Source organism: Streptomyces sp. NPDC002671 (genome assembly GCF_053592475.1).
The window spans coordinates 156,209-172,246 of the sequence record NZ_JBSFVU010000021.1 but is presented as its reverse complement, the minus strand read 5'-3'; the positions used below and the strand labels follow the sequence as shown (position 1 = coordinate 172,246).

Genomic DNA, 16,038 nt, shown 5'->3' with positions numbered 1-16,038 from the left:
GGCGGGTCCACCGAGCGGACGACGAAGTGCAGGTCCGTCAGGTGGGCGAAGGACGCGAGGCCGAGGCGGCCGGTGGTGAGGAACACCCGGGCGCCCAGGCGGGGCAGCAGCGCGGCGGCGTCGTCCAGGGAGCCGGCCTCGTGCCAGCGGTCGCCGGGGCCCGGCTGCCAGCCGGGGCGGCGCAGGACGACCGCGGGGACTCCGGTGGCCGTCGCCGCGAGGGCCGCGTTCGCCGTGATCGACGCGGCGAACGGGTGGGTGGCGTCGACCAGAGCGTCCACCCGGTGCTCGCGCAGCCAGTCCGCCAGGCCCTCCGCGCCGCCGAAGCCGCCGGTGCGGACCTCGCCCGCGAGCGCCCCCGGCCGGGCCACGCGGCCCGCCAGCGAGGTGGTGACCCGGACGCCGGGACGGGCGGCGAGGCCGGCGGCGAGGCGGCGCGCCTCGGTGGTGCCGCCGAGGATCAGGACGTGCACGGGCATGAGGGTGAGCGTACGAGGTCGTACCGGCCGTTCCGGAGCCCGGGTCGCTACGGTCTGGGGCATGGAGTCCGTGCGTGCCGTGCTCATCGACATCGACGGTGTCCTCACCATGTCCTGGAAGCCGCTGCCGGGTGCGGTGGAGGCGCTGCGCGCGATCCGCGCGGCCGGGCTCGGTGTGGCTCTGGTGACCAACACGACGTCCCGTACGCGGGCGTCGATCGCCGCGACCCTGTCGGGGGCCGGGTTCGAGGTGAGCGCCGAGGACGTGCTCACGGCGCCCGCGGCCACCGCAGCCCACCTCGCCGCGCACTTTCCGGGCGCCCGCTGCGCCCTCCTGAACAGCGGGGACATTGCGGAGGACCTCGCCGGCGTCACCCTGGTCGACGAGGAGCGTCCGGACATGGACGTGGAAGTAGACGTGGTCGTGCTCGGCGGCGCCGGGCCCGAGTTCGGCTACGCGGCGCTCAACCGGGCCTTCGGGTACCTCCAGCAGGGGGCGCGGCTGGTCGCCATGCACCGCAGCCTGTACTGGCGGACCGACGCCGGGCTGCAGCTGGACTCGGGGGCCTTCCTGCTCGGGCTGGAGCGGGCCGCGCGCGTCGAGGCGGAGGTCACGGGCAAGCCGTCCCCGGCGTTCTTCGGAGCGGCGCTGGCCCGGCTGGGGGTGGGCGCGGACCGGGCGCTGATGGTGGGCGACGACATCGAGTCGGACGTCCTCGCGGCGCAGCGCGCCGGGATCACGGGGGTGCTGGTCAGGACGGGGAAGTACCAGCGGGAGACCGAGGAGAGCGCCAGCGGTACGCCCGACCGTGTCGTGGACTCGTTCGCGGATCTGCCCGCGCTGCTGGGGCTGGAAGCCGTCTAGGTCAGGAGCAGTTGTACGCCGCCCACGATCGTCGCCGCGATCACGATCTGCTCGAACAGCCGCTGGTTGATCCGGCTCACAGCCCATTTGCCGAACAACGCCCCGGGCACGACGAACACGGCGAGCGCGGCGTCAAGGAGCAAGGAGCGGCCGTCGATCAGTCCGAGGCCGACGCTGAAGGGCACCTTGGACACGTTCACGATGAGGAAGAAGAACGCCGACGTACCGAGGAAGCCGAGCTTCCGGAAGCCCGCCGAAAGGAGATACATCGACATCACCGGCCCGCCCGCGTTGGCGACCATCGTCGTGAAGCCGCCGAGGACGCCGTACGAACGGGCCCTCACCCGGCCCGCCCGGGTCGTCACCGCGTCCGGCTCCTCCCCCGCCTCCGCCCGGCGCCGCCGCCACAGCGTGACCCCGGCCATCAGCAGCAGGATCGCACCGATCGAGGTCCGTACGACCCCGTCGTCCGCCCACATCAGGAACAGCGTGCCGGCCACCACGCCGGCCGCCACCGCCGGGAACAGCCGCCACAGCGTGGGCCAGTGGGCGTGCCGCCGGTAGGTGAGGACGGCGAGCACGTCGCCGGCGATCAGGACCGGCAGCAGCACCCCGGTCGAGGCGCGGGCGGGCAGCACGGCCGCGAAGATCGCGAGGCTGACCGTGTTGGCCCCGCTCACCGCGGACTTGGAGAAGCCCACGAGCAGGGCCGCGAAGGCTAGGGCGGCGAACTCCCAGCCGGTTATGTGCCAGAGCGTCATCGTGTTCATGCGGACACCGATGCTATGCGCACGTATCCCGCCCGCATGAGCCGCGTCCCGCCTGGTGGCCGCAGGCGCCGGAAAGAGCCCTGGCTCCCCTTGCGGGGAGCCCCCGCCGGCGTACGGCTAGTGCCGCTCGACCAGCATCGCGCTCCCCTGCCCCACGCCCACGCACATCGTCGCCAGCCCCCGCTCCGCGCCGGTGCGGCGCATGCGGTGCAGCAGCGTGGTGAGGATGCGGGCGCCGGAGCAGCCGAGCGGGTGACCCAGGGCGATCGCGCCGCCGTAGGGGTTCACCAGCTCGGGGTCGATGCCCAGCTGGTCGACGCACGCCAGTGCCTGCGCGGCGAACGCCTCGTTGAACTCGGCCTCCTGGAGGTCGCCGGTCGTCCAGCCGGCGCGGGCCAGCGCCTTGCGGGTCGCAGGCACCGGGCCGATGCCCATCACGTCCGGGTGCACGCCAGCCGAGGCGCCGGCGACGTACCGGCCGAGGGATTCGAGGCCCAGCTCGTTCAGCGCCTCCTCGCTGACCAGCAGCAGCCCGGCGGCGCCGTCGTTCATCGGCGAGGCGTTGCCCGCGGTGACCGTGCCGTCGGCGCGGAACACCGGCTTGAGGCGGGCCAGTTTCTCCAGCGAGGTGTCCTCGCGGACGCACTCGTCCTGCTCGACCACGACGCCGTCCGCCCGCTCCACGGGCAGGATTTCGTCGTCGAAGTGGCCGTTCTTGCGCGCTGCGGCGGCCAGTTGGTGGCTGCGCAGGGCGAACTCGTCCTGCCGGTCGCGGGAGATGCCGTAGCGCTCGGCGACCTCCTCGGCGGTCTCGCCCATGGACAGCAGGCCGTGCAGCTCCTTCATGGCCGGGTTGACCAGGCGCCAGCCGAGGCGGGTGTCGTACGTCTCGATGCGGTGGGGCAGGGCCTCGTCGGGGCGGGGCAGCACGAAGGGGGCGCGGCTCATCGACTCCGAGCCGCCCGCGATGACGATGTCGGCCTCGCCCGCCGCGATCGTACGGGCCGCGGTCGTGACCGCCTCCAGGCCGGAGGCGCACAGCCGGTTGACGGTGGCGCCGGGCACGGACTCGGGCAGTCCGGCGAGCAGGGCTGCCATGCGGGCGACGTTGCGGTTGTCCTCGCCGGCCTGGTTGGCCGCGCCCCAGTAGACGTCGTCGATCCGGGCGGGGTCGAGCGCGGGCACGTCGGCGACCAGGTGGCGGACCACGGTGGCCGCCAGATCGTCGGGACGCACGGTGGACAGGGCTCCGCGCAGCTTGCCGATGGGCGTGCGGCGGGCGGCTGCGAAGTGGACGGGACGCACGGCTTGGACTCCTGACCTACGACGCTGTGGATCAGCACAGACCTCAGTGGACACGGACCTCGGTGGACGCGGACCGGGTTGTCTTGGACCACGGTCGCACGGGACCGAATTAATTAGCACTGCTAGTTTTGGACTATAGACCGCCCACCCGCTCCCTGGGAAGATCTTCCCCGACGTTCACCCAGACACGCCGAGGCAGCCGGAGGAGACATGGCCGAGATCCGCGAGCACACCCTCGACGGCACCCGGGGGGCGATCGCCGTCCGGGAGTGGCCGCACGCCGGCCCCCGCTACCTGGCCCTGCTGGTGCACGGTTACGGCGAGCACGCGGGCCGGTACGACGGGCCGGCCGCCGTCCTCACCGGGCACGGGGCCGCCGTGTACGCGCCCGATCACACGGGGCACGGGAAGTCGGCCGGCGAACGGGTGGTGATCGAGGACTTCGAGGACGTCGTCACGGACGTCCACCGCGTGGCCGACCTGGCCCGCGCTGCCCACCCCGGCCTGCCGCTCGTCATGGTCGGCCACTCGATGGGCGGCCTGATCGCGTCGCGCTACGCCCAGCGGTACGGCGACGAGCTGACCGCGCTGGTGCTCTCCGGCCCGGTGATCGGCGCCTGGGAGCTGCCCGGCCGACTGCTCGCCCTGGACGAGATCCCGGACATCCCGATCAGCCCGGCCGCACTCTCCCGCGACCCGGCGGTGGGCGCCGCGTACGCCGCCGATCCGCTGGTCTGGCACGGGCCGATGAAGCGGCCGACGCTGGAGGCGTTCGCCCGCACTCTGGAGACCGTCGACAAGGGCGGTGACGTGGGCGCACTGCCGGTGCTGTGGCTGCACGGGGACGACGACCGGCTGGTGCCGCTGCCCGGGAGCCGGATCGGCGTGGAGCGGCTGAGCGGCGGCCGGCTGACCGAGCGGATCTTCACCGGGGCCCGGCACGAGGTGTTCCACGAGACGGACCGGGCGGCGGTCTTCGCGGAGCTGATCCGCTTCCTGGACGCGGCACTTCCGCGTTGACCGGGCACGCGGGAGCGGGGTGGCCGAATCCCGCCCGGGCCGGGCCGCGTGACCATGCCACACTGCTCCCCGTGCGCCCCGGGATTACGACTGGTTCCTCGGCGGCAAGGACAACTACCCCGTCGACGAGCAACTCGGCCGCCAGATAGCGGAGATCGACCAGGACGTCGTACGACAGGCGCGCGCCAACCGTGCCTTCATGCGCCGGGCCACCCGCGTGATGGCCGCGGGGCGGGGCATCCGCCAGTTCCTGGACGTCGGCAGCGGCATGACGGCCGACCTGGAGCCCTAGAAGGTGGCCAAGGGCGTCGCGGCGTACCGGGCGGGCGGCGTGACCCTGGTGGGCGGGCATGTCCTTCTTCCGGTCGGGGAGAGATACGGGTGAGGCGCGGGTACATGTACGGGGTCCGGTGTTCCTGACGGCACGACGACGGCGGACCACCGCACTGCGGAGCACCCACACGAGAAGGGCGGCGACGTGAGCGAGAGCCAACCCCCGGCGGATGCCTCGGCGAGGCTGGACACCTCCGTGGCACACAACGCGCGGGTGTGGAACTACTGGATCGGCGGCAAGGACAACTACGAGGTCGACCAGCAGGTCGGCGAGCACGTCGCCGGGATGTTCCCGGTGATCCGGGCGGTGGCCCGCGCGGACCGGGAATTCCTGCGGCGGGCGGTGCGGTACCTGGCCGCCGACCAGGGGATCCGGCAGTTCCTCGACATCGGCACGGGTCTGCCGACGGTCGACAACACGCACGAGATAGCGCAGCGCATCGCCCCCGAGTCACGGATCGTGTACGTCGACAACGACCCGATCGTGCTCGTCCACGCCCGTTCGCTGCTCACCAGCTCCCCCGAGGGCGTGACCGACTACGTCGACGCCGACGTGCGCGACCCGGACACCATCGTGCTGCGCGCCGCGGACACCCTGAACCTGACCCGGCCGGTCGGCGTGATGATGCTCGGCATCCTCAACTTCGTCCTCGACACGGACGAAGCCCGGGACATCGTGCGGCGGCTCATGGCGGCGGTGCCCTCCGGCAGCCACCTGGCGCTCACCCACCCCACCTACGACGCCGACGTCGGCGGCGAGGGCAACATCGCGGCGATGGAGTTCTGGAACGCCCACGCGACGCCGCCGATCTGCGCCCGCAGCCGGGACGAGATCGCCTCGTTCCTGGACGGGCTCGACCTGGTCGAGCCGGGCCTGGTGCCGTGCTCGCAGTGGCGCGCGGAGTCCGACGCGGCGGCGGTACCGCAGTTCGGCGCGGTGGCCGTGAAACCCTGACCCCGCCCGCCCCCGGCCGTCGAGGAGGGCCCTCGGCCGCCGGGGGCCCGTCGAGGAGGACGTATGACCACCCTTGCCGACCCCGTACCCGGCGGGCGCCCCGGCGACCTCGGCCGGGTCGCCGCGCTCAGCGCCGGTCTCGCCGCGCGCGGCGTCCGCGGGATCGTGCTCGCGTACGTGGACACCGCGGGCGTCGGCCGGGTGAAGACGATCCCGACGGCGCGGCTGGAGGCGGCGGTCTCCTGGGGTGTCGGGATGTCGCCGGTGTTCGACACGTTCCTCGCCGACGACTCCATCGTCACCACCGACGTCCTCGGCTCCCCGGACGGAGACCTGCGGCTCTATCCCGACCTCGACCGGCTGGTGGTCCTCGCGGCCCAGCCCGGCTGGGCCTGGGCGCCCGTCGACCGGATCACCCAGGAGGGCGAGCGGCACCCCGGCTGCGCCCGGACCTTTCTGCGCCGGATGGTCACGGACGCCGCCGAGCGGCACGGCCTCTCCTTCGAGGCGGCCATCGAGGTCGAATGGGTGCTCGGGCTCGGCTCGGCGCCCGCCGGGGAGTTCGTCCCGGCCTGCTCGGGACCGGCGTACGGCGCGACCCGGCAGGTCGAGCTGAGCGACCTGACCGCCGACCTGCTGGCCGCGTGCGCGGAGCAGGGCGTGGACGTCCGCCAGATCCATCCCGAGTACGCGGCGGGGCAGTTCGAGATCTCGGTGGGCGCGCTGGACCCGGTGGCGGCGGCCGACCTGAGCGTGCTGGTGCGCCAGACGATCCGGGCGGTCGCCCAGCGGCACGGCCTGCGGGTGTCCTTCGCGCCCGCCGTGTCCGCCGAGGGCGTCGGCAACGGCGGCCATCTGCACCTGTCCTGCCGGCGCGCCGGGGTCAACCTGCACGCCGGCGGCCCGGGCCGGTACGGCATGACGGCCGAGGCGGAGTCCTTCGTGGCCGGCGTGCTCGCGCATCTGCCCGCCCTGACCGCGGTCACCGCGCCGAGCCCGGCCAGCTATCTGCGGCTCAAGCCCTCGCAGTGGGCGGGGGTGTTCACCGCCTGGGGCCGGGAGACCCGCGAGGCCGCGCTGCGGATGGTGACCGGTTCGGCGGGCCGCCAGGACCGGGAGGCCAACATGGAGATCAAGCCGGTCGACCTGGCCGCCAACCCGTACCTGGCGCTCGGCTGCGTCATCGCCGCGGGACTCGACGGGCTGACGGCGGCGCTGCCGCTGCCCAAGGAGATCACCGGGGACCCGGCCCGCCTCGGCCCCGAGGAGGCGGCGGCCCTCGGGGTGCGGCGGCTGCCGGTGTCGTTGCCGGAGGCCGCCCGGGAGTTCCGCGCCGACCAGGTGCTGCGGGCCGCGCTGGGCCCGGTCCTGGCGGACGCGGTGAGCGCCGTACGGCTCGGGGAGGCCGCCGCGGTGGCGGGCCTCGACGACGCGCAGGTGGCGGCGGCCTACCGCTGGGTGTACTGACCATGGCCGCCGCACCGGGACCGGTCCACGAGGCCCTCGCCGCGCTGCCGCTGGTGGACCACCACTGCCACGGCGCCGTCACCGCCGATCTCGACCCCGACCAGTTCGAGTCGCTGATCACCGAGGGCGCGGCCTGGCCCGGGATCTCGCCCTTCGACAGCCCGGTCGGCACGGCCGTACGCCGGCACTGCGCACCCCTGCTGGACCTCCCCCGGCACGCGCCGCCCGCCGACTATCTGGCCCGGCGCGCCGCGCTCGGCTGGCAGGAGGTCAACCGGCGCTTCCTGACGGCGTCCGGCACGGAAGTCTTCTGCGTGGACACCGGCTACGCCCCGCTCCCGTTCACCTCCCCCGCCGAACTGGCCCGGGCCGCCGGGGCCGCCGCCTACGAGGTCGTCCGGCTGGAACAGGTCGCGGAGGCGGTGCTCGCGCGGGGTGTGGAGGCGGGCGAGTACCCGGCGGTGTTCCGGGCCGCCGCCGAGCAGGCCGTACGGCGGCCGGGCGTGGTGGCCGTGAAGTCGGTCGCCGCCTACCGCACCGGCTTCGTCCTGGACCCGGCCCGCCCCACGGAGGCCGAGGTGACCGAGGCGGCTCGGCGGTGGCTCGCGCACGGGAGCCGGCTGACCGACCCGGTGCTGGTACGGCACCTGCTGTGGACCGCCGTCGACCTCGGCCTGCCCCTGCAACTGCACACCGGCTTCGGCGACGCCGACGTACGGCTGCACCGCGCCGACCCCGCGCTGCTGACCGACTGGCTGCACCTGACCGCGGGCACGATCCCGGTCCTGCTGCTGCACTGCTGGCCGTACCAGCGTCAGGCCGCCTATCTGGCCGCGGTGTTCGAGCAGGTGTACCTGGACGTCGGGCTGGCCCTGCACTACACCGGCCCGGCCCGCGCGCGAGCGGTGCTGGAGGAGGCGCTGGAAATCACCCCGTACCGCAAGCTGCTGTACAGCTCCGACGCCTGTGGCGTGGCCGAATTCCACCACCTGGGTGCACTGTCCTTCCGGCAGGGACTGGCCGGACTGCTCCAAGCCCGGGTGGACGCCGACGAGTTGAGCCTGCCCGACGCCCTGCGCATCGCGGTCTGGGCGGGCGGCGACAACGCCCGCCGGCTCTACGGACCACCCCTATCCGATTCGGCCCGTCACTGAGCGGACGCCCCACCCGGAAAGTATGATCAAGCAATGTCTGACATGACCGAAACCACGCCCGGCTGGCTGACCACCGACGAGCTGGAAATGGCCAGGGCCCACATGCCGATCCTGTACGTCGAGGCCGTGCCCGTGCGCGTGGACGACAGCGGCGAAGTCACCAGCATCGGGCTGCTGTTGCGCATCGGCCCGGACGGAACGGTCAGCCGGACCCTGGTCTCCGGCCGCGTCCTGCACCACGAGCGGGTCCGCGACGCGCTGCTGCGCCACCTGGAGAAGGACCTCGGCCCGGTCGCCCTGCCGCGCATCCCGGCCTCCCTGCAGCCCTTCACCGTCGCGGAGTACTTCCCGACGGCGGGCATCACGCCCTACCACGACCCGCGCCAGCACGCGGTGTCCCTCGCCTACGTCGTGCCGGTGACCGGCGACTGCCGGCCCCGGCAGGACGCGCTGGACCTGGTGTGGTTCAGCCCGCAGGAGGCCGCCTCGGCGGCGCTGCAGAGCGAGATGCCAGGCGGGCACGGGGTGCTGCTGAAGCAGGCCCTCGCGCACGTCGGCGCGCTCTCCTGACACCCGCGCCCCCGCCACCGGTCAACTGATCTTGGTACCAGCCCTTCCGCGGCGCTGACCAGGGGTTTCCGGGAAGCGTTCAGGTTGCGGTCAGGCTCGCGGAGGGCTCGGGCAACACCTGCACCAGAGGCCCCAAAGCAATGGCAAAGGGGGCTGGGGAAAGGACAGTTGGCCGTGCGAGGGTGCGACTCATGAGCACAGAGCACGTCCTCGACCGACGGCCCCGCGGCCATGCCCGCGTCCGCGCCCGCGAGAGCGCGAACAAGGTACCGGAGGTCACCGTCTACTTCTGGATCATCAAGGTCCTCACCACCGGCATGGGCGAGACCGCGTCGGACTTCCTGGCCCACCTGTTCGGCCCGGTCCCGGCGGTCGGTCTCGGCGCCGTCGCCTTCACGGCCTCGCTGGTGCTCCAGTTCGCCGTGCGCCGGTACGTCGCCTGGATCTACTGGACGGCGATCGTCATGGTCAGCGTGTTCGGCACGATGGCCGCCGACGTGCTCCACGTGGGCCTGGGCGTCCCCTACGCCCTCTCCACCCCGCTCTTCATGACCGCCCTGGCGGCCGTCTTCGCCCTCTGGTACGCCAGCGAGCGGACCCTGTCGATCCACAGCATCCGCACCCGCCGCCGCGAGGTCTTCTACTGGGCGGCCGTGCTCGCCACCTTCGCGCTCGGCACCGCGGCGGGCGACCTCACCGCGACCGCCGGCCTGGGCTATCTGGGCTCGGTCGTCCTGTTCGCGGCGGCGATCTGCGTCCCGGCCCTCGCCCACCGGGCGGGCGCCCTCGGCGCGGTGGCCGCGTTCTGGACGGCGTACGTCATCACCCGCCCGCTCGGCGCCTCGATCGCCGACTGGATGGCCCTGCCCGGCTCCCGCGGCGGCCTGGGGTGGGGGCTCGGCCCGGTCACCCTGTCCTGGACGGTGGCGATCCTGGGCTTCGTCGCGTACCTGACGGCGTCACGCCGGGACACCGAGGCGGCATGATCGAGGGCCCTGCCTCACCACAGTGAAACAGGGCCCTCATCTGCAACGACGGAGAAAAAACTCCAGTCGGGACGACAGGATTTGAACCTGCGACCCCTTGACCCCCAGTCAAGTGCGCTACCAAGCTGCGCCACGTCCCGTTGCCGTTTGACCTGGGGTTTCCCCGGTCGAAACGCGCAGGGAAACAATACCGCACTCGGGTCGGTGGTCACGCCCCCTTATCGCCCGCCCGGCAGACCCAGCTCGGGGTGGGCGTCCAGGAGCCGCGGCGGGGCCGCCTGGCGCCAGGAGTCGACGAGGATGTCCCGCAGCTCGTCCTCGTCCTCCAGCGCGGCGAGCCGGGCTCGCACCCAGGCGAACTGGGCCTCGTGGTCGGCGATCCAGAACTTCTCCGGCTCGGCCATGACCAGTTCGTTGCGCTCCTCCTTCGGGCAGCGCACGGCGATGGACGTCTCGTCCTCGGGCAGGGTGGCGAACATCTTCCCCGCCACCCGGAACGTGGGCATGCTCCAGGCGATCTTCTCCGTGGTGTCCGGCAGGGACAGGGCGATACGGCGTACGTCTTCTGCGTCCGGCATGCCACGCACCGTAACCCGTGCCACTGACAGTCAGCCCTGGGCGGCCTGGCCCAGGGCCTCCAGCACCGGGCGGATCAGCGGATGCCCCTCGGCTCCGCGCCGGACGGCCGCGAAGACGCGGCGGGTGGGGGCCACGCCGTCGACCGGGCGGACGACCACGCCCGTGAGGTCCACGCCGCGCAGCGCGGAGCGGGGCACGAGGGCCACGCCCGCGTCGGCGGAGGCCAGGGCGATGACGGCACGGAAGTCGTCGGAGGAGTGTTCGAGGCTGGGCTGGAAGCCGGCGTTCTCGCAGGCGAGGACGACCACGTCGTGGCACGGGTTGCCCGGGTACGGGCCGATCCAGGGGTCCTTCGCCAGCTCGGCGAGCGGCACTTCGGGGGCGTCCGCGAGGCGGTGGCCGACCGGGACGACCGCGTCGAAGGGTTCGGCGTACAGCGGGACGTGGGTGAGCCGGGGGTCGTCGGCGGACGGTGCGCCCCGGTACTCGACGGCCACGGCCACGTCCACCTGCCGGTCCAGGACCATCGGCAGGCTGGCGTCGCCCTCGGCGTCCCGTACCCGGATACGTATGCCGGGCGAGATGGCGGCGAGCCGGGCCACGGCCGGGGCCACCACCTGGGCGATGCCGGTCGCGAAGGCCGCCACGGTGACCGTGCCCGCCTCCCCCGAGCCGTACGCGGCCAGCTCCGCCTCCGCGCGCTCCAGCTGGGCGAGGACCGCGTTGGTGTGGCTGAGCAGGATCTCGCCGGCCGGGGTGAGCCGGACGCCCTTGGCGCCGCGCTCGACCAGGCGGTGGCCGGTCTCCTGCTCCAGGGCCGTCAGCTGCTGCGAGACGGCCGAGGGGGTGAGATAGAGCGCGGCAGCAGCCGCGGTCACCGTACGGTGGTCGGCCACCGCACGGAGGATGTGGAGCCGCCGCGCTTCGATCATGGGTGAATTATCGCAAGCCGGACGGGTTGGTCAGCCCTCCAGCTCGGCGCGGGCCGCGACGAAGGCGTCCACGGCACGGTTGACGTCGTCCGTCGAGTGCGCGGCGGACAGCTGGACGCGGATGCGGGCCTGGCCCTGCGGGACGACCGGGTAGGAGAAGCCGATCACGTAGACGCCCCGCTCCAGCAGCAGCTCGGCCATGCGGGCCGCCTTCGCCGCGTCGCCGATCATGACGGGCGCGATGGCGTGGTCACCGGGGAGGATGTCGAAGCCCTCGTCGGTCATCCGGCGGCGGAACAGGGCGGTGTTCTCGTTCAGGCGCACGCGCAGGTCGTCGGCCGCCTCCAGCAGGTCGAGGACCTTGAGCGAGGCCGCCGCGATGACCGGGGCGAGCGTGTTCGAGAAGAGGTACGGCCGCGAGCGCTGGCGCAGCAGCGCGACGATCTCGGCGCGGGCGGCCACGTAGCCGCCGGAGGCGCCGCCGAGGGCCTTGCCGAGGGTGCCGGTGATGATGTCGACGCGGTCCATCACGCCGTGCAGCTCGGGGGTGCCGCGGCCGGTGGGGCCGACGAAGCCTACGGCGTGCGAGTCGTCGACCATGACCATGGCGTCGTAGCGGTCGGCGAGGTCGCAGATCTCGGCGAGCGGGGCGACGTAGCCGTCCATGGAGAAGACGCCGTCGGTGACGATCAGCTTGCGCCGGACGCCGCCCTCCGTCGCCTCCTTGAGCTTGGCCTCCAGGTCCGCCATGTCGCGGTTGGCGTAGCGGAAGCGGCGGGCCTTGGACAGGCGGATGCCGTCGATGATGGAGGCGTGGTTGAGGGCGTCGGAGATCACCGCGTCCTCCTCGCCGAGCAGCGTCTCGAAGACACCGCCGTTGGCGTCGAAGCAGGAGGAGTACAGGATCGTGTCCTCCTGGCCGAGGAAGGCCGCGAGGCGGGACTCCAGCTCCTTGTGCACCTCCTGGGTGCCGCAGATGAAGCGCACGGAGGCCATGCCGTAGCCCCAGCGGTCCAGGGCCTCGTGGGCGGCGGCGATCACCTCGGGGTGGTCGGCGAGGCCGAGGTAGTTGTTGGCGCAGAAGTTGAGGACCTCGCCGGGACGGCCGCCGGCGGTGACGTTGACGGTCGCGGACTGCGGGGTGTCGATGACGCGCTCGGGCTTGTGCAGTCCGGCGGCGCGGATCTCGTCGAGGGTGACGCGCAGGTCGTCACGGACAGAGGCGAACATGAGGGGCTCCATCAAGTACGGGGGCGAGTGGACCGGAGGGGCTTGTGCGCCCCGGAGGCGAACCGAGCCTGAAGATCAGACGGTCCAGTCGAGGATGACCTTGCCGCCCTTGCCGCTGGCGGCGTCGGCGAAGGCCGCCTCGTAGTCGCGGTAGTCGTAGCGGCCGGTGATCACGGGGGCGAGGTCGAGGCCGCCCTCCAGCAGCACCGACATGGCGTACCAGGTCTCGAACATCTCGCGGCCGTAGATGCCCTTGATGGTGATCATCGAGGTGACGACGCTGGCCCAGTCGACCGCGAACTCCTCGGCCGGCAGGCCGAGCATGGCGATCCGGCCGCCGTGCGTCATGTTGGCGATCATGTCGCGCATGGCCTCGGGCCGGCCGGACATCTCCAGGCCGATGTCGAAGCCCTCGCGCAGGCCCAGCTCCCGCTGTCCGTCGGCGATCGAGGTCCGCGAGACGTTCAGGGCGAGGCTCACGCCGATCTTGCGGGCCAGGTCCAGGCGCTCCTCGCTGACGTCGGTGATGACGACGTTACGGGCGCCCGCGTGCCGGGCCACGGCGGCGGCCATCAGGCCGATGGGGCCCGCGCCGGTGATCAGGACGTCCTCGCCGACCAGCGGGAAGGACAGCGCGGTGTGCACGGCGTTGCCGAACGGGTCGAAGATCGCGGCGACGTCGAGGTCGACGGGGACGCGGTGCACCCAGACGTTGGACGCGGGCAGCGCGACGTACTCCGCGAAGGCGCCGTCGCGGCCGACGCCGAGGCCGATGGTGGCCCGGCACAGATGACGGCGGCCGGCCAGGCAGTTGCGGCACTTGCCGCACACCAGGTGGCCCTCGCCGCTGACCCGGTCGCCGATCCGGATCTCCGTGACGTCACGCCCGACCTCGACGACCTGCCCGACGAACTCGTGGCCCACCACGAGCGGGGTGCGGATCGCCTGCTGGGCCCAGCCGTCCCAGGCACGGATGTGCAGGTCGGTGCCGCAGATACCGGTCCGCATGACCTTGATCAGCACATCGCCGGGACCGATCTCGGGCTCCGGGACGTCCGTGAGCCAGAGCCCTGGCTCCGCCTTCTCCTTGACCAGCGCCTTCAACGCTACGGCTCCTGTGGGTGAGGTCCCGGGACGCGGGCATGGCGAAGCAGCCCGCACCGGGGAAGAGGAGTGGAATCACTACGCAATCTGCCGTATGCGCGGGCCGGAATCCATCGAGCTTTTCTTAACCGTCGCCTCAGCTTTCCTTCACGCCTCCCGTTTCCCCAGGCAGCAGGCCGCCCTTCGATTCACAGGGGCAGCCCGCCCTCGGCGCTTCGTTCGAGTCGTACGACGAGATCGGCAGCGAGTGTCTTGACGGTGTCCAGGACGTTCCTCCCCCACGCCCTGGGCGCCCTGTCGGCCACACACACGGTGCCGAGCGCCATGCCGGAGCTGTCGATGAGCGGGGCACCCAGGTACGCGTGGATGCCGTAGTCGTCCACGACCGGATTCCCGGCGAACCTCGGGTAGTCACGGACGTCCTCCAGCACCAAGGCCTTGCGGCGGACCACCACATGGGGGCAGAACCCATGCGCGCGCGGGAGGACCCGGCCCACCTCGGCGCTGCTGCCGTCCGCCCGGACGGCCGGGGTGGCGGGGGTGACGAGGCCCGCGAAGAACTGGTGTTCCTCGCCGATGAAGTTGACCATTCCGTACGGCGCTCCGACCAGCCGGGCGAGGTGGTCGGCGAAGGCGTCGAGCGCGGGTTCGGGCCGGTCCACCAGGCCGAGTCGGCGCAGCCGGTGGACGCGGGCGGGGGCTTCCTTGTCCTCGGGGGTGAGCAGCAGACCCCTGACCGGCCGGGGCGGCTCGTAGCTCATGGCCGTACTCCGTCTGGCCCTGGTCCGCTGTCTGGTCGTGCTCTGTCTGGCCATGTTCCGTCGCTGTGGACGTTTCTCATAGGGCGGCTCCGTGGGCAGTGTGGCCGGATCACATGTGGGCGCCATGGCTGGGCGCGGGCTCAGGGGTGTGGGCGAGGAGGTGATGGACGAGGGTGAGCAGGGTCTGCACGCCGGAGCTGGAGATGCGCGCGTCACAGTGGACGACCGGGACCTCCGGGTCGAGGTCGATGGCGGCACGCACCTCGTCGGGGTCGTAACGGTGGGCGCCATCGAACTCGTTGACGGCGATGACGAAGGCGAGGCCGCGCTCCTCGAAGAAGTCCACGGCGGCGAAGCAGTCCGCCAGGCGCCGGGTGTCGGCGAGGATCACCGCGCCGAGCGCGCCCTCGGACAGCTCGTCCCACATGAACCAGAACCGCTCCTGGCCGGGCGTGCCGAACAGGTACAGCACGTGTTGCGGATCGAGGGTGATCCGGCCGAAGTCCATGGCCACCGTCGTCTCGACCTTGTTCTCGATGCCGTCGAGACTGTCCGTCGCCGCGCTGACCGTGGTGAGCAGCTCCTCCGTGCTCAGCGGGGCGATCTCGCTGACCGCGCCCACGAAGGTCGTCTTACCGACCCCGAACCCGCCCGCCACGAGAATCTTGAGCGCGGTGGGGAACGGGTCAGAGCTGTCGTCGTAGTCCATCGAGCACTGCCTCCAGCAGGGACCGGTCAGTCGGGTTGTGGTGGTACGCGGGCGGCTTGGTGGTGAGCGCCCCGCAGTCGACGAGGTCCGAGAGCAGCACCTTGGTGACCACCGCCGGCAGTTTGAGCTGCGCGGCGGCCTCAGCGACCGAGACGGGCGCCCGGCACAGGTCGAGTGCCTGGACGTGCTCGGGGCCGAGGTAGCCGAGCGGGGTGACGCCGGTGGCCATCACCTGGGACATCAGGTCGAGGGCGATGCTGGGCTCGGTACGGCCGTTGCTGACCGTGAACGGGCGCACCAGGCGGCCGGCGGCGTCGTCCAGCCAGGGCCCGTCGCCGGCTGCGGCGGCCCTCAAGGCCTCATCGCCGTGGGTTCGACGGCGTGCTGCCGGGGCGCGGTCATCAGGTAGGGGCGGACGCTCTTGACGAGCATCGCCATCTCGTAGCCGAGGACGGCCGCGTCGGCCTCGCGGCCGGCGAGGACGGCGAGGCAGGTGCCCGAGCCGGCGGTGGTGACGAACAGCAGCGTCGAGTCGAGTTCGACGACGACCTGCCGTACGTCCCCGCCGTCGCCGAACCGGACGCCCGCGCTGCGGCCGAGGGAGTACAGGCCGGAGGCCAGGGCCGCCATGTGGTCGGCGCTGTCGGGATCGAGTCCGTGTACGGACTTCACCAGTCCGTCGCAGGACAGGAGAACCGCGCTGCTGGTGTGCGGTACCCGCTGCACGAGGCCGCTCAGCAGCCAGTCGAGGTCGGATGCGTGGGTGGTCGGCGCATCGCTCGCCATGGTGGATCGACTCCTTGGGGTACGAAGGTCTGC

At 72.5% G+C, this 16,038-nt stretch carries 18 protein-coding genes, 1 tRNA gene and 1 pseudogene; 8 read left to right on the top strand and 12 right to left on the bottom strand.

The annotated features are described in order from the left end of the window. Positions 1 to 479: precorrin-6A/cobalt-precorrin-6A reductase (locus ACWD35_RS29835; RefSeq protein WP_451354420.1), on the bottom strand; the 479-nt coding region annotated here is incomplete at its 3' end. Between the two features lie 61 nt (positions 480 to 540). Between ACWD35_RS29835 and ACWD35_RS29830 the strand changes: the two genes are divergently transcribed. Further along, positions 541 to 1,344 (top strand): HAD-IIA family hydrolase, encoded by an 804-nt coding sequence (locus tag ACWD35_RS29830; protein WP_451354419.1) that lies wholly within the window; start codon positions 541 to 543, stop codon positions 1,342 to 1,344. On the opposite strand, the gene ACWD35_RS29825 is transcribed toward ACWD35_RS29830, so the two are convergent. Both ACWD35_RS29825 and ACWD35_RS29820 read right to left on the bottom strand, forming a co-directional pair. After that, positions 1,341 to 2,114, bottom strand: coding sequence for a sulfite exporter TauE/SafE family protein (locus ACWD35_RS29825; protein ID WP_451354418.1), 774 nt, complete (start codon positions 2,112 to 2,114; stop codon positions 1,341 to 1,343). The two genes, ACWD35_RS29830 and ACWD35_RS29825, sit on opposite strands and share 4 nt — an antisense overlap. Before the next feature lie 117 nt (positions 2,115 to 2,231). Continuing rightward, on the bottom strand, positions 2,232 to 3,419 hold the full coding sequence (locus tag ACWD35_RS29820; protein ID WP_451354417.1) for a thiolase family protein: 1,188 nt from the start codon (positions 3,417 to 3,419) through the stop codon (positions 2,232 to 2,234). A 210-nt stretch (positions 3,420 to 3,629) separates the two neighbouring features. On the opposite strand from ACWD35_RS29820, the gene ACWD35_RS29815 reads away from it, so the two are divergent. From ACWD35_RS29815 to ACWD35_RS29785, 7 genes and pseudogenes are all read left to right on the top strand, one after another. Beyond that, positions 3,630 to 4,439 carry an alpha/beta hydrolase gene (locus ACWD35_RS29815; protein WP_451354416.1) on the top strand — a complete coding sequence of 270 codons (810 nt, stop codon included), beginning with the start codon at positions 3,630 to 3,632 and terminating at the stop codon, positions 4,437 to 4,439. 67 nt (positions 4,440 to 4,506) lie between these two features. Then, positions 4,507 to 4,719, top strand: a pseudogene (locus tag ACWD35_RS29810) (SAM-dependent methyltransferase); the annotation flags it as partial. 198 nt (positions 4,720 to 4,917) lie between these two features. Continuing rightward, complete coding sequence (locus tag ACWD35_RS29805) at positions 4,918 to 5,727, top strand: SAM-dependent methyltransferase (RefSeq protein ID WP_451354415.1); 810 nt, start codon at positions 4,918 to 4,920, stop codon at positions 5,725 to 5,727. A 63-nt stretch (positions 5,728 to 5,790) separates the two neighbouring features. Then, on the top strand, positions 5,791 to 7,194 hold the full coding sequence (locus tag ACWD35_RS29800; protein WP_451354414.1) for a glutamine synthetase: 1,404 nt from the start codon (positions 5,791 to 5,793) through the stop codon (positions 7,192 to 7,194). 2 nt (positions 7,195 to 7,196) lie between these two features. Then, on the top strand, positions 7,197 to 8,348 hold the full coding sequence (locus ACWD35_RS29795) for an amidohydrolase family protein (protein WP_451354413.1): 1,152 nt from the start codon (positions 7,197 to 7,199) through the stop codon (positions 8,346 to 8,348). Positions 8,349 to 8,390: 42 nt separating this feature from the next. Further along, positions 8,391 to 8,918 carry an NUDIX hydrolase family protein gene (locus tag ACWD35_RS29790; protein ID WP_451354429.1) on the top strand — a complete coding sequence of 176 codons (528 nt, stop codon included), beginning with the start codon at positions 8,391 to 8,393 and terminating at the stop codon, positions 8,916 to 8,918. Between the two features lie 191 nt (positions 8,919 to 9,109). Next, positions 9,110 to 9,904, top strand: coding sequence for a COG4705 family protein (locus tag ACWD35_RS29785; protein ID WP_451354412.1), 795 nt, complete (start codon positions 9,110 to 9,112; stop codon positions 9,902 to 9,904). A 66-nt stretch (positions 9,905 to 9,970) separates the two neighbouring features. Here the strand turns inward: ACWD35_RS29785 and ACWD35_RS29780 are convergent. The 9 genes from ACWD35_RS29780 to ACWD35_RS29740 all read right to left on the bottom strand — a co-directional run bounded on the left by ACWD35_RS29780 (position 9,971) and on the right by ACWD35_RS29740 (position 16,005). Further along, a tRNA-Pro gene (locus ACWD35_RS29780) sits at positions 9,971 to 10,044 on the bottom strand. 78 nt (positions 10,045 to 10,122) lie between these two features. Further along, positions 10,123 to 10,482: an MmcQ/YjbR family DNA-binding protein gene (locus tag ACWD35_RS29775; RefSeq protein ID WP_451354411.1), complete on the bottom strand. Its 360-nt coding sequence runs from the start codon at positions 10,480 to 10,482 to the stop codon at positions 10,123 to 10,125. 30 nt (positions 10,483 to 10,512) lie between these two features. Further along, on the bottom strand, positions 10,513 to 11,415 hold the full coding sequence (locus tag ACWD35_RS29770) for a LysR family transcriptional regulator (RefSeq protein WP_451354410.1): 903 nt from the start codon (positions 11,413 to 11,415) through the stop codon (positions 10,513 to 10,515). 30 nt (positions 11,416 to 11,445) lie between these two features. Further along, a complete protein-coding gene (locus ACWD35_RS29765; RefSeq protein ID WP_451354409.1) occupies positions 11,446 to 12,645 on the bottom strand; it encodes a glycine C-acetyltransferase in 1,200 nt (399 codons plus the stop codon). Positions 12,646 to 12,720: 75 nt separating this feature from the next. After that, positions 12,721 to 13,749 carry an L-threonine 3-dehydrogenase gene (gene tdh, locus ACWD35_RS29760; protein ID WP_451354408.1) on the bottom strand — a complete coding sequence of 343 codons (1,029 nt, stop codon included), beginning with the start codon at positions 13,747 to 13,749 and terminating at the stop codon, positions 12,721 to 12,723. Positions 13,750 to 13,937: 188 nt separating this feature from the next. Beyond that, the gene (locus ACWD35_RS29755) at positions 13,938 to 14,510 is read right to left on the bottom strand and encodes a GAF domain-containing protein (RefSeq protein ID WP_451354407.1); all 573 of its coding nucleotides are present in this window, start codon (positions 14,508 to 14,510) and stop codon (positions 13,938 to 13,940) included. 109 nt (positions 14,511 to 14,619) lie between these two features. Then, complete coding sequence (locus tag ACWD35_RS29750) at positions 14,620 to 15,219, bottom strand: GTP-binding protein (RefSeq protein WP_451354406.1); 600 nt, start codon at positions 15,217 to 15,219, stop codon at positions 14,620 to 14,622. After that, entirely contained in the window at positions 15,197 to 15,574 is a 378-nt protein-coding gene (locus ACWD35_RS29745) for a DUF742 domain-containing protein (RefSeq protein ID WP_451354405.1), read from the bottom strand. The genes ACWD35_RS29750 and ACWD35_RS29745 overlap by 23 nt, the downstream gene beginning before the upstream one ends. Beyond that, positions 15,571 to 16,005: a roadblock/LC7 domain-containing protein gene (locus ACWD35_RS29740; protein ID WP_451354404.1), complete on the bottom strand. Its 435-nt coding sequence runs from the start codon at positions 16,003 to 16,005 to the stop codon at positions 15,571 to 15,573. Before ACWD35_RS29740 ends, ACWD35_RS29745 begins: the two co-directional genes overlap by 4 nt. Positions 16,006 to 16,038: the final 33 nt, after the last annotated feature.

Bases quoted from the DNA above. Each gene is read 5' to 3' on its own strand.
- ACWD35_RS29830 (WP_451354419.1), top strand. From the start codon at position 541: ATGGAGTCCGTGCGTGCCGTGCTCATCGACATCGACGGTGTCCTCACC.
- ACWD35_RS29825 (WP_451354418.1), bottom strand. From the start codon at position 2,114: ATGAACACGATGACGCTCTGGCACATAACCGGCTGGGAGTTCGCCGCC.
- ACWD35_RS29815 (WP_451354416.1), top strand. From the start codon at position 3,630: ATGGCCGAGATCCGCGAGCACACCCTCGACGGCACCCGGGGGGCGATC.
- ACWD35_RS29800 (WP_451354414.1), top strand. From the start codon at position 5,791: ATGACCACCCTTGCCGACCCCGTACCCGGCGGGCGCCCCGGCGACCTC.
- ACWD35_RS29795 (WP_451354413.1), top strand. From the start codon at position 7,197: ATGGCCGCCGCACCGGGACCGGTCCACGAGGCCCTCGCCGCGCTGCCG.
- ACWD35_RS29790 (WP_451354429.1), top strand. From the start codon at position 8,391: ATGACCGAAACCACGCCCGGCTGGCTGACCACCGACGAGCTGGAAATG.
- ACWD35_RS29785 (WP_451354412.1), top strand. From the start codon at position 9,110: ATGAGCACAGAGCACGTCCTCGACCGACGGCCCCGCGGCCATGCCCGC.
- ACWD35_RS29775 (WP_451354411.1), bottom strand. From the start codon at position 10,482: ATGCCGGACGCAGAAGACGTACGCCGTATCGCCCTGTCCCTGCCGGAC.
- ACWD35_RS29770 (WP_451354410.1), bottom strand. From the start codon at position 11,415: ATGATCGAAGCGCGGCGGCTCCACATCCTCCGTGCGGTGGCCGACCAC.
- ACWD35_RS29765 (WP_451354409.1), bottom strand. From the start codon at position 12,645: ATGTTCGCCTCTGTCCGTGACGACCTGCGCGTCACCCTCGACGAGATC.
- ACWD35_RS29755 (WP_451354407.1), bottom strand. From the start codon at position 14,510: ATGAGCTACGAGCCGCCCCGGCCGGTCAGGGGTCTGCTGCTCACCCCC.
- ACWD35_RS29750 (WP_451354406.1), bottom strand. From the start codon at position 15,219: ATGGACTACGACGACAGCTCTGACCCGTTCCCCACCGCGCTCAAGATT.
- ACWD35_RS29740 (WP_451354404.1), bottom strand. From the start codon at position 16,005: ATGGCGAGCGATGCGCCGACCACCCACGCATCCGACCTCGACTGGCTG.